We start from the raw sequence: 11,508 nt of genomic DNA on the forward strand, positions 1-11,508 counted from the left end.
CGCTGAAAAATTTATACAGCGGCAGTAGCGGCAGCCAATGCACGACCGAAGATCTCGGCAACGCGGTCGATTTCGGCGGCGGTGATCACCAGTGGTGGCAGGAAACGCACCACGGCGCCATGCCGGCCGCCCAACTCCAGAATCAAGCCGCGCTTGAGGCATTCGCGCTGCACCAATGGCGCCAGACGCGCAAACGCCGGCGGATGGCCGAGCGCATCCGGGGTGCCCGTCGGGTCCACCAGCTCAACACCCAACATCAGACCAAGACCACGAATATCGCCCAATTGCGGAAAATCACGCTGCAGAATGCGCAGGTGCTCGCTCAGGCGCTCGCCCATGGCGGCAGCGTGTTCACACATCTTGTGTTCAAGCAGATAACGCATCACCGCAGAACCGGCAGCCATCGCCATCTGGTTGCCACGGAACGTGCCAGCGTGTGCGCCCGGTTGCCAGGTGTCGAGCCAGTCGCGATAGACCACCACCGCCAGCGGCAGGCTGCCGCCGATAGCTTTGGACAGCACGACCACGTCCGGGGTGATGCCGGCGTGTTCAAAGGCGAACATCTTGCCGGTGCGGGCAAATCCGCTCTGAATCTCGTCGACAATCAGCGCTACGCCGGCCTTCTCGGTAATCCGACGCAAGCCGCGCAGCCATTCGATGTCAGCCGGAATCACCCCGCCCTCACCCTGCACCGCTTCGACGATCACGGCCGCTGGCAATTGCACGCCGGCCTCGGGATCGTTGAGCAAATTGTCCAGATAGCTCAGATTTGCCTTCACTCCGTCAGCGCCGCCGATGCCGAACGGGCAGCGGTAGTCGTATGGAAACGGCATGAACTGCACGCCGTTGCTGAGTAACGCACCCAGCGGCTTTTTCGGCCCCAGGCTACCCATCAGGCTCAAAGCGCCCTGGCTCATGCCGTGATAACCACCGGAGAACGACAACACGGTGCTGCGACCGGTAGCCGTGCGCACCAGTTTCAGTGCCGCTTCCACGGCATCAGTACCGGTCGGGCCGCAGAACTGGATTTTCGCTTGCGACGCCAGTTCTGCCGGCAACAAGCCGAACAGATCCTGGACAAACTGATCCTTGACCGGGGTGGTCAGGTCCAGCGTGTGCAGCGGCAGTTCATCGGCCAGCACCTGCTGGATCGCTGCGATCACCACCGGATGGTTATGCCCCAGTGCCAGCGTGCCAGCACCGGCCAGGCAGTCGATGAACGTCCGCCCTTCGACATCTTCGACATAAAGACCCTTGGCGCGTTTGAGTGCCAAGGGAATACGTCGCGGATAGCTGCGGGCATTGGACTCCTGCTGTGCCTGACGAGCCAGCAATGGCGATTCATTGAACTCATACAACGTTTCCGCTGGCGCCGAGGCGACCCGGGCCGACGACTCTCTGATAAGGCTGGTGGCGACTGACATCTCTCGACCCCTCGATTCGCTATGGATAGTGACCAAAACAGCACACCGGACAGGTGCGCGTTCCAGTCACGGGGCGCACTTGCAGGTTTTCCTGTTTTGGAAACGCTTAAGCGAGGCAAGGATTTAGCCCCTTGAGCGACTGTTCATCCGGACATTGCCAGCGGCTTGCACATAGGCAGGATCTGCAAGCCGTTATGCGCGAGGGAGGGCGCAGATTCGCGGTAACCCAAATGGCGGTAGAACGCTTCGCCGGTGCGTGTGCTGTTGAGGTGGGCGGTGCGCACACCGCGAACCCGCAGCCAGCCTTCCAGATCGTACATCAGCGCCCTCCCGGCGCCACGGCGAAATGATTCGGGTTGAACGTGGCAGAGCACAACGTCGCCATTTGAACGGGCCATGCCGATACCGACCGGTTTGTCCGCCAGCATGGCAATACTCAGATAGAAGTGCGGATCGGCGAGCCAGGCGCTGATGAAATCGGCAGACTGCTGCCGGGTCCAGTCGCTGACGATCAGCGGGTCGTTGCGGTGATCGAGCGCACAACCAAAACGGATCGAGCGTTCGATGATACGGCTGATGATTCCGACGTCGGCCAGAATGGCCGGACGAATGCAGACAGGTGCTTGCATGGCGCTGTTCCCTCAATCCATTGAGTCAAGGCTGGCGCCGACCTTAACGTCAGCGCCGCCGATTAACCATTGGAGAGAAGTTACATTTGATGTGCCACACACCGATCCCCTGTAGGAGCTGCCGAAGGCTGCGATCGTTTGATCCTGATCTATAAACAAAAAAACAAAAGATCGCAGCCTTCGGCAGCTCCTACACGGGGAGTAGTGAAGTCAGATGGATTGCAATGGCATCGTCAGCTCAACGCGCAGCCCATCCGGGCGGCTGTCGAAATGCAGGGCACAGTCGCAACGCTGGACGATCGCCTGGACAATCGCCAGGCCGAGGCCGCAACCGGTGCTCTGGCCGTTGCGCCAGAAGCGCTGGGTAAGGTGTTGCAAATCATCCGGCGCAATACCCGGACCATGGTCACGCACGACGAAACGTACGCGGTTGCCGATGGTTTCCAGACGCAGCTCGACCGCACAATCCTCGGGGGTATGACGCAGGGCGTTGTCGAGCAGATTGCGCAACGCGGCAATCGACAGCACCGCAGGCATTTGCAACGGTGCAGAAGAGAATTCGGCGGGCAGGTGCAGTTTGATCCGCAGACGCTCTCCACCTGTAGCGTCAGCAATCGCCAACCTTGCCACTTGCTCGGCGCTGTATTGCGAACCGTCGTCGAAGGACAGACTGCCCTCGACCCGCGCCAGCAACAGCAGTTGCTCAAGCGTGCGATGCAAACGGTCGGCCCCCTCCTCGGCCCGCGCCAACGATTGATCGCGGGCGCTGCCGTCGGTCATGCGCGCCACTTGCAGGTGCGTCTTGATCGCCGTCAGCGGGCTGCGCAGTTCATGCGCGGCGTCACCGGTCAAACGACGCTCACGCTCGATGGTCTTGCCGATGCGCTGGAACAGCTGATTCTGGGTATCGAGCAGCGGCTTCAATTCGCTGGGAAACGATTGCAATTGCAGCGGCTCGAGCGAGTCGGCATTACGCCGCATCAAGGCTTCGCGCAGACGATTGAGCGGTGCCAGGCCTTGGCCGATTCCCAGCCACAACAGGCACAGACAGCCGAGCAACGCCACGCCCACCGGCACCGAAGCCGCCAGCAGGATCGACATGTTCAAGGCTTCGCGTTCGATCTGCCGATCCGCCGTGGTGATGCGCACATCGCCCCGGGCGAGGGTGAAACTGCGCCACGGCGCGCCGTCGATCATCTGATCGTGGAAGCCCATTTTCTCGGCTTCCAGCGCTTGCTCGGGATTGTTATGGCTGCGCGCGAGAATTTCCCCGCGCAACGAGCTGACCTGACAGGCCATGCCGCCGGGAATGTTCAGTTGCTCGGCACTGAAATGCGTGCCCTCGCCTTTGCTCGGCAATGTCGGCAATTGCTCCAGCAATCCGGCAACCATGCGCGCCGAAGCCACCAGACGCTGGTCGAGGGAAAACATCATCTGGTTGCGCAGATCGCTGAGCATCCAGGCCGCTGCCAGCGCCCAGATCAGCGCGAACGCAGCGCCAAGGGTCAGGCTCAGGCGCAGTCGCAGGCTCATCACTTGCCTTGATCTCCACCATCGGCCGGGCCCAGGCGATAGCCCAGACCGCGCACGGTTTCGACGATGCCCTTACCGAGTTTGCTGCGCAGGTGATGGATATGCACGTTCAGCGCGTTGCTTTCCAGCTCGTCGTTGAAGCCATAGACGCTGTCCTTCAACTGCTCGGTGGACAGGACCCGACCGCGATTGTGCAGCAGTGCCTGTAACAGCGATTGCTCGCGCCGCGACAGATCCACCGATTGCCCGGCCAGCCGGGTTTCGCGACTGCTCGGGTCGTAGGTCAGAGCACCGTGCTCGATCAGGTTGACGCTGCGCCCCGCCACCCGCCGCAGCAAGGTTTGCAGTCGCGCAAACAGTTCTCGCAGATCGAACGGTTTGAGCAGGTAATCGTCGGCGCCGGCCTGCAAGCCATCGACTCGATCGGTGACCGAATCTCGCGCCGTCAGTATCAGCACCGGAATTTCCAGGCCGTGCTGGCGCAACTGCTGCAACAGTTTCAGGCCATCTTCGTCGGGCAGGCCGAGATCAAGCACCATCACATCAAACTCGGCGACCTTGAGCATCGCCCGCGCTCTGGCCGCGGTATTGACGTGCTCGACGGTCAAGCCCTGGGCTGTGAGTCCGGCAACGATACCGCTGGCGATCAGTTCATCGTCTTCACAAACCAGTACGTGCATGGCAGCTCCCTGAGCAAAAACGCGAGTGAAACAGGTGAGGATTAAGCGGCAATTATGGCTGCCCCTGATGGAGACGGGAAGCAGGGGGAATTCTCGAGTGTGCCGGCGCTCGGCGATACAGTACGACATCGGCTACCGGTGCACTCCGCCCGCGCACAGAAAGTTCAGGAGCAACAACTTTCAACATATAGCGCCTGTCAATAAAAACAACTCTTGGATAACCTCGGCGAGCAACACAACCAAACTCAAATTAAAAGGAATTAAGTCAACATGCCTGCACTCGATAACTTCGTCGCCATTGATTGGCGCTCCGGCCCTGACCGCATCTATTTTTTCTTTCAGGATAACGACACTTACTCTAGATTCGATATTGGCGACAACAAAGTACCTGAAGGCTATCCCGGTGCAACCAAGGGTAGCTGGGACGCATTCGACCCATACACCAAAAAATTGCAATTCGGTTTTACCACTACATCATCTAGTTTTGAGAATGGCCTCGATGAAGACATCTCCTGGCTTTTCTTCTACGACGGAGACACGCCCACAGTCTGCAAATACAACCAGGACAAAGATAAAGTAGACGGCTTTTATAAAGTAGCCGACACGATCTGGGCGCCGATAACTGATTACTTTTTCGAAATCATGGCTGCCACATGGGACAAGTCAAGGAATGAAATCACGTTCCTTCTCCACGGCGCACGCTATATGTCTTTCGACTGCAGTGAACACACACTGACCGGAGGCAGGTTAGGCGAAGATCGCCTAGGAGCCTTGTTCCCGTATAGTAATCGGATCATCACGGCCGCCCAAAATGATCGAACTTTTGCGGACAGCTATTGGTATATATTTCTCACCGACAACCAATATCTTGTTTACAACATAGATGACGACAATCTCGTATCCGGTCCAAAAGACGTCAACGACGGCAATTGGCCTGGGCTGTTGCGTGATTGATCGGTTCATCCGAAGCTTCACGGGGCGCGGTTAGCCATCGGTTAACCGCGTGCCCCCGTCGCGCTCCTTAGCTACACAGAGGCAAGTTCCACCCCTGTTTTAGTCTGAGCGAGTTCCGGATCTCGGGCTTAAACATAGCGACAAGTAATTCCGCCTAAACAGAAGCGATAGACATACCACAACTTGCATAAAGGGATATTGATAACCATGCCTGCTTTAAATAACTTCGTCACCATTGACTGGCTCTCCGGCGCTGATAAGATTTATTTCTTCTTTAAAGATACCGATACTTACTCTCGATTCGATATTGGCGACAACAAAGTACCCGCTGGATATCCCGCCCCTACCCGAGGTAACTGGGATGCATTCGAGCCACATACCAAAGACTTGCTCTTCGGTTTCACCACCACCTCATCGAACCTTAAGAATGGCCTCTTCGACGAAGACATCGCCTGGCTGTTCTTCTACGACGGAGATACGCCCACAGTCTGCAAATACAATCAGGACGAAGATAAGGTTTCCGGCTTTTATAAAGTAGCCGATACCCACTGGAGTCCGATACTTCCCTACTTTGACGAAATCATAGCTGCCACATGGGAAGGCCCAAGGAGTGGCAACAGTGTAATCAGGTTCCTTCTCCAAGGCGCACGATATCTATCCTTCCACGGCACAAAACACACACTGACCTTACATAAATTCGGCAATGATCGTCTGGGCGCCTTGCTCCCGTATCACGAAAGGATCATCACGGCCGCCAAGAATGATCGAATTATCGCGGACGACTATTGGTATATATTTCTCACCAACAACCAATATCTTGTTTACAACATGGATGAGGACAAACTCGAATCCGGCCCACACTACGTCAACGATGGTAATTGGCCAGGGCTGTTACGCGGCTGACCAGTTCAGCCATTGCGCGGTTAGCCATCGGTAAACCGCGCCCTCCCAACGCCCTCCTTAGTTACACAGAGCCAAAATCCACAAATCGTGTTTCTTAGTCTAAATGAGTTTCTGATCTCGGGACCTACCCAAGCGACAAGCACGTTTGCCTAAACAGAAGCGATAGACATACCACAACCTTCATAAAGGGATACTGATAACCATGCCTGCACTAAAAAATTTCGTCGCCATCGACTGGCGATCCGGCCCTGATCGAATCTATTTCTTTTTTAAAGATAACGACACTTACTCTCGATTCAATATTGGCGACAATAAAGTACCTGAAGGTTACCCCGGTGCAACCAAGGGTAGCTGGGATACCTTCGACCCCTACACTAAAAACCTGCGTTTTGGTTTCACCACTGACGGAATGTTTTCCAGTGGCGCCGGAGACGATATTGCCTGGCTTTTCTTCTACTCGGGCAACACCCCGATGGTCTGCAGATATGATCAGGATAAAGACAAGGCTGCTGGCTATTGGAAGGTAGCTGAAAGTATCTGGCTCCCGATACTTCCTTACTTTGATAAAATTGTCGCCGGCACATGGACAGAAATCGCAGGCTATAGTCACCTGTTCACGTTTCTTCTCAATGACGGGCACTACCTGAGATTCAACTACCGGAAAAATGCTATCACCCGCAATGCCTTTGGCTCCAATATCTTTGGTGCGCTGATCCCCTATAAAGACCGGATCATTACCGCCGCACAAAATGACCGGACTTTCGCTGATAGCTATTGGTATATTTTCCTCACCAACAATCAGTACCTTGTTTACAACCTCCAGGACGGCAGGCTCGTTTCGGGCCCGCATGAGATCAACGAAACCAGTTGGCCGGGATTGTTACGCACCTGATTGGCCAATCGAGGAAGGCCTTGTAGGCTACGGTTAATTATCGGTTAATCGCCACCGCCCATTCTGCCCTCAATTGCACAGGGACAAGGCTCCTCCATGCGTCATATTTTTCTACTGTTTGCTCTATTGATCTCGGGCCTGGCCCAGGCCGGAAACAATCCTTTCGAGACAAAACCGGACTTTCTGCCGGTCGACCAGGCGTTCGTTCTCACCTCCGAACGCCTGGAATCCGGTGAAACCCAGCTGTTCTGGCAGATCACCGACGGCTACTACCTGTATCAGAAACGCCTGAAGTTCGACGGCTTGAGCGCTGCACAACAGCCGACGCTGCCCGAAGGCGAATCCCACAGCGACGAGTTTTTCGGTGAGCAACCGGTTTATCGCCAAGGGCTGGAGGTAAAGATCCCGGCGACGGCGACCGGTCAGATCAAGGTCAGCTATCAGGGTTGCGCCGATGCAGGTCTGTGTTACCCGCCGCAAACCCGGGTCATTGATCTGGGCGGCAAAGCGGTCACGCCGGCCAGTGCGCAAGCACCGGATGAAGCGTTGGCCAGCAGCCTGCAGCAACGAGCACTGGGCTGGAGCCTGCTGGTATTTTTCGGCCTCGGCCTGCTGCTCGCCTTCACCCCTTGCACGTTGCCGATGTTGCCGATTCTGGCGGGGATGATCGTCGGCAGCGGCGCGACGCCACGCCGGGGTTTTGCGCTGGCCGGCAGTTATGTGATCTGCATGGCACTGGTGTATGCGGCAATGGGCGTGATTGCCGCGCTGCTCGGCGCGAACCTGCAGGCCTGGCTGCAAAATCCGTGGCTGCTGGGGACTTTCGCGGCAGTCTTCGTGGTGCTGGCGTTGCCGATGTTCGGCTTCTTTGAACTGCAATTGCCGGTGGCCTTGCGTGACCGACTGGAACACGCCTCGCGCAGTCGCAGCGGCGGCAGCCTGATTGGCGCCGGCGTGCTCGGCGCACTGTCCGGCCTGCTGGTCGGACCGTGCATGACCGCGCCACTCGCCGGTGCGTTGCTGTACATCGCGCAAAGTGGCAATGCCCTGCACGGTGGTTTGATTCTGTTCTCGCTGGGGATCGGCATCGGTGTGCCGCTGTTGCTGCTGGTGACCGTAGGTAATCGCTTCCTGCCAAAACCCGGCGATTGGATGAACCTGCTCAAGGGCGTGTTCGGTTTCCTGTTCCTCGCCACGGCTCTGCTGATGTTGCGCCCGGTGCTGGACCCGTCGTTATGGCTCGGTCTGTGCGGCGCCTTGTTGTTGATCGCCGCTTACTGCGCGTGGAAGCAGTCCGAAGGCTTCGGCCGTGTCGCCCAGTTGTTCGGCGCCACTGCATTGCTGCTCGGGTTATGGGGCAGTTTGCTGGTGATCGGTGCAGCCGGCGGCAGTGATGATCCGTATCAGCCGTTGCAGGTTTACAGTGGCGACCGTGTCGCCAGTGCTGCGCCGATTGGTCATGACGCGTTCACCACCATCAAGGAACCGGCAGCATTGCAACGCGAACTGGATGCCGCCAAGGCCCAGGGCCAGTGGGTGCTGCTCGATTATTACGCCGACTGGTGCGTGTCCTGCAAAGTCATGGAAAAGCAGGTGTTCGGCAAGGACAAGGTGATGCAGGCGTTGAGTGACGTACGCCTGCTGCGACTGGATGTGACCGCTGACAATGCCGCCAGCCGCGAATTGCTCGGCCGCTATAAAGTGCCGGGGCCACCGACTTTTGTCTGGATCGGCACCGACGGCGAAGAGCGCCGCAGCCAGCGCATCACCGGTGAAGTCGATGCCGATACGTTCCTGCAACGCTGGACCACCACCCGAGACGCCAACTAATGCTGACTTTCACCCTCGGCACTTTTGCCATCGCGCTTAACCATTTGCTGCTGATCAGTGCATTGGCACTGGCGACCTTCGTCGGTTGGCGAGTGGCCAAACGCGGTGGCGATAATCCCGAGTCGGCGCTGTTCAGTCTGTTTTTGCTTGGCATGCTCGCGGCACGCATCGCGTTTGTCGCGTTGTACTGGAGCCACTACCGCAACGATCTGTGGCAGATCGTTGATTTGCGCGATGGCGGTTTCCTCGCCTGGCCGGGCGTGATTGTGTTGCTGCTCGCGGCACTGTATCGCGGCTGGCGTCGCCCGGGGCTGCGTCGGCCGCTGGGTTTTGGCGTGGCCAGCGGTGTGCTGTTCTGGGTGATGGCGACACTGTCGTTGAACATCTACGAACAAGGCACACGGCTGCCAGACATTTCCTTGCGTAACGCGGCTGGGGAAACCATCCAGCTCAGCGACTACAAAGGTGGGCCGCTGGTGATCAACCTGTGGGCCACCTGGTGTCCACCGTGCCGACGCGAAATGCCTGTGTTGGAAAATGCCCAGCAGCAACGCCCTGACCTGACGTTCCTGTTCGTCAATCAGGCCGAAAGCATGCAAAGCGTTGCGACGTTTCTCGAAACCCAGGGCCTGAGCCTGACCAACGTGTTGTTCGACCGCAGTGGTCGTTTGGGTCAGGCCGTGGGTTCCATGGCATTGCCGACTACCCTGTTCTATAGCCCTGATGGTCGCCTGTTGGCCAGTCACCTGGGCGAGTTGTCGAACGCCAGTCTGGCTCGCGCAATGGAAAACTTCGACACCCCGAATTCAAATCCGAACCCGGCCTCCGCACCGGCCACTTCGTCAAGGAAACTGCCATGCCCCGCCTCCGCCACCTGCTGACGCTGACTCTGGGCACTGCCCTGTTGCAACTGCCGTCGGTTCAGGCCGCTGAAGAATTGCCTGCCGCGATCAAGCAGATCGAAGCCAAAGGCGCGAAAATCGTCGGCCAGTTCGACGCCCCCGACGGTTTGCGCGGTTACGCGGCGCAATACCAGAACCGTGGCATGGCGTTATACCTGACCCCGGACGGTAAACACGTTCTGCTCGGCAACCTGTACGACGCCGACGGCAAAGACCTGAGCAGCGAACCGTTGCAGAAACTGGTGTACGCGCCAATGGCCAAGGAGGTCTGGGCCAAGTTCGAGGCGAGCAACTGGATTCAGGACGGCAACAAGGATGCGCCGCGCACGGTGTACCTGTTCAGCGATCCGAACTGCCCTTACTGCAACGTGTTCTGGGAACAGGCCCGCCCGTGGGTCAAGTCCGGCAAAGTGCAGTTGCGCCACATCATGGTCGGGATCATCCGCGAAGACAGCCCGGGCAAATCCGCCGCGTTGCTCGCCGCCAAAGACCCGGCCAAAGCGCTGGAAGATCACGAAAAAGCCGGCAAGAGCAGTTCGCTCAAGGCCTTGAAAGACATCCCGGTAGCCGTGCAGACAAAATTGGCGGCGAACATGCAGTTGATGGATGACCTGGAATTGCAGGCCACTCCGGCGATTTTCTACATGGATGCCAAGGGTGAACTGCAACAGCAACAAGGCGCGCCGACGCCGGACAAACTGGCGAAGATTCTCGGACCTAAATAAGCAAGATCAAAAGATCGCAGCGTGCCGCAGCTCCTACAGAAAACGCATATCCCTGTAGGACCTGCGGCACGCTGCGATCTTTTTCTCATCAGCGCCGCGAATGATGCTCAGCCAAAAACTTCAGCAACGCGTCATTCACAAACTGCGGATTCTCCAGATTGGAGATATGCCCCGCCTCCGGCACCAACACGCACGGGCAACCGATCAGTTCAGCCATTTCCTGCGCTTCGGCCGGTGGCCGGGGTTTGTCCTGATCACCGCACAGCACCAGAGTAGTTGCAGCGTTCAGCTCGCCCAGACGTGGCAACAGATCATCTCGACCGAAGGTGATGCGGCCCATCGGTACGATGCTTTCGCGCAGACGCTCGGATGAATACCCCGCCAGTTTCGCGCGAAAGTCCTGATACAGCGCCGATTGGAGATCGATGCCCGGGCGGAAGAAAATCGGTACGACGATGTCGAGCAACGCGTCCGATATTTCGCCGCTGTCTTCAATCTGTTTGAACAGCGAGAAGTAGTACTGACGGGTTGGCTCGGGTTCTACGCCGACATAGGTGTCCATCAGCACCAAACCGTTTATCCGATGCGGTGCCGACAGCGCCAGACGCACGCCCCACATGCCGCCAACCGACAGGCCGATCAGGGTGATCTGGTCGATACCCAGATGATCGAGCAACGCCTGCGCCTGACGCGCGATGTCATCCAGCGATGTGGTGTTTTCCGGCAATCGCCCGGATTCGCCGTGGCCCCAAAGATCCAGCGCAATCACCCGATAGTGCGGCGCCAGCGCAGCGATCTGCGGCGCCCACATGGTCTGATCCCACAGGTAGCTGCCCGCCAGTAACACGGCCGGGCCTGTGCCTTGATCGATGTAGTGAAGTGCTTGTCCGTCAACCGTGAAAAAAGGCATCGACTAACCCCTCGTTTGCAAAAAGAGAACCGGCAGACTGAGCTGCTACTACTCGGCAGTCAATTGTCTGAAAAGCGAAAAGATCGCAGCCTGCGGCAGCTCCTACAGGGAAACGCATATTTCTCT

11 protein-coding genes are annotated in these 11,508 nt (G+C 57.7%); 6 read left to right on the forward strand and 5 right to left on the reverse strand.

Annotated features, from left to right (window positions below):
- Nucleotides 1–11: 11 nt before the first annotated feature.
- The 4 genes from ACA061_RS18250 to ACA061_RS18265 all read right to left on the reverse strand — a co-directional run bounded on the left by ACA061_RS18250 (nucleotide 12) and on the right by ACA061_RS18265 (nucleotide 4,266).
- Nucleotides 12–1,424 (reverse strand): aspartate aminotransferase family protein, encoded by a 1,413-nt coding sequence (locus tag ACA061_RS18250; protein WP_210700443.1) that lies wholly within the window; start codon nucleotides 1,422–1,424, stop codon nucleotides 12–14.
- Between the two features lie 143 nt (nucleotides 1,425–1,567).
- Nucleotides 1,568–2,053: a GNAT family N-acetyltransferase gene (locus tag ACA061_RS18255; RefSeq protein WP_497299790.1), complete on the reverse strand. Its 486-nt coding sequence runs from the start codon at nucleotides 2,051–2,053 to the stop codon at nucleotides 1,568–1,570.
- A gap of 210 nt (nucleotides 2,054–2,263) precedes the next feature.
- Nucleotides 2,264–3,586: an ATP-binding protein gene (locus ACA061_RS18260; RefSeq protein WP_497299791.1), complete on the reverse strand. Its 1,323-nt coding sequence runs from the start codon at nucleotides 3,584–3,586 to the stop codon at nucleotides 2,264–2,266.
- Nucleotides 3,586–4,266 carry a response regulator gene (locus tag ACA061_RS18265; RefSeq protein ID WP_150615894.1) on the reverse strand — a complete coding sequence of 227 codons (681 nt, stop codon included), beginning with the start codon at nucleotides 4,264–4,266 and terminating at the stop codon, nucleotides 3,586–3,588. Before ACA061_RS18265 ends, ACA061_RS18260 begins: the two co-directional genes overlap by 1 nt.
- A 270-nt stretch (nucleotides 4,267–4,536) precedes the next feature.
- Between ACA061_RS18265 and ACA061_RS18270 the strand changes: the two genes are divergently transcribed.
- The 6 genes from ACA061_RS18270 to dsbG all read left to right on the forward strand — a co-directional run bounded on the left by ACA061_RS18270 (nucleotide 4,537) and on the right by dsbG (nucleotide 10,472).
- Entirely contained in the window at nucleotides 4,537–5,220 is a 684-nt protein-coding gene (locus tag ACA061_RS18270; RefSeq protein WP_210553926.1) for a hypothetical protein, read from the forward strand.
- Between the two features lie 207 nt (nucleotides 5,221–5,427).
- Complete coding sequence (locus tag ACA061_RS18275) at nucleotides 5,428–6,123, forward strand: hypothetical protein (RefSeq protein ID WP_210553927.1); 696 nt, start codon at nucleotides 5,428–5,430, stop codon at nucleotides 6,121–6,123.
- Between the two features lie 202 nt (nucleotides 6,124–6,325).
- Complete coding sequence (locus tag ACA061_RS18280) at nucleotides 6,326–7,015, forward strand: hypothetical protein (protein WP_210553928.1); 690 nt, start codon at nucleotides 6,326–6,328, stop codon at nucleotides 7,013–7,015.
- 96 nt (nucleotides 7,016–7,111) lie between these two features.
- Complete coding sequence (gene dsbD, locus ACA061_RS18285; RefSeq protein ID WP_210700440.1) at nucleotides 7,112–8,845, forward strand: protein-disulfide reductase DsbD; 1,734 nt, start codon at nucleotides 7,112–7,114, stop codon at nucleotides 8,843–8,845.
- Nucleotides 8,845–9,726, forward strand: a complete 882-nt coding sequence (locus tag ACA061_RS18290) for a TlpA disulfide reductase family protein (RefSeq protein ID WP_150603395.1) — start codon at nucleotides 8,845–8,847, stop codon at nucleotides 9,724–9,726. Before dsbD ends, ACA061_RS18290 begins: the two co-directional genes overlap by 1 nt.
- Complete coding sequence (dsbG, locus tag ACA061_RS18295; protein ID WP_150603394.1) at nucleotides 9,702–10,472, forward strand: thiol:disulfide interchange protein DsbG; 771 nt, start codon at nucleotides 9,702–9,704, stop codon at nucleotides 10,470–10,472. Before ACA061_RS18290 ends, dsbG begins: the two co-directional genes overlap by 25 nt.
- Before the next feature lie 88 nt (nucleotides 10,473–10,560).
- On the opposite strand, the gene ACA061_RS18300 is transcribed toward dsbG, so the two are convergent.
- On the reverse strand, nucleotides 10,561–11,382 hold the full coding sequence (locus ACA061_RS18300) for an alpha/beta fold hydrolase (RefSeq protein WP_497299792.1): 822 nt from the start codon (nucleotides 11,380–11,382) through the stop codon (nucleotides 10,561–10,563).
- Between the last annotated feature and the right edge of the window lie 126 nt (nucleotides 11,383–11,508).

It is taken from the genome of Pseudomonas sp. LBUM1668 (assembly GCF_059695715.1).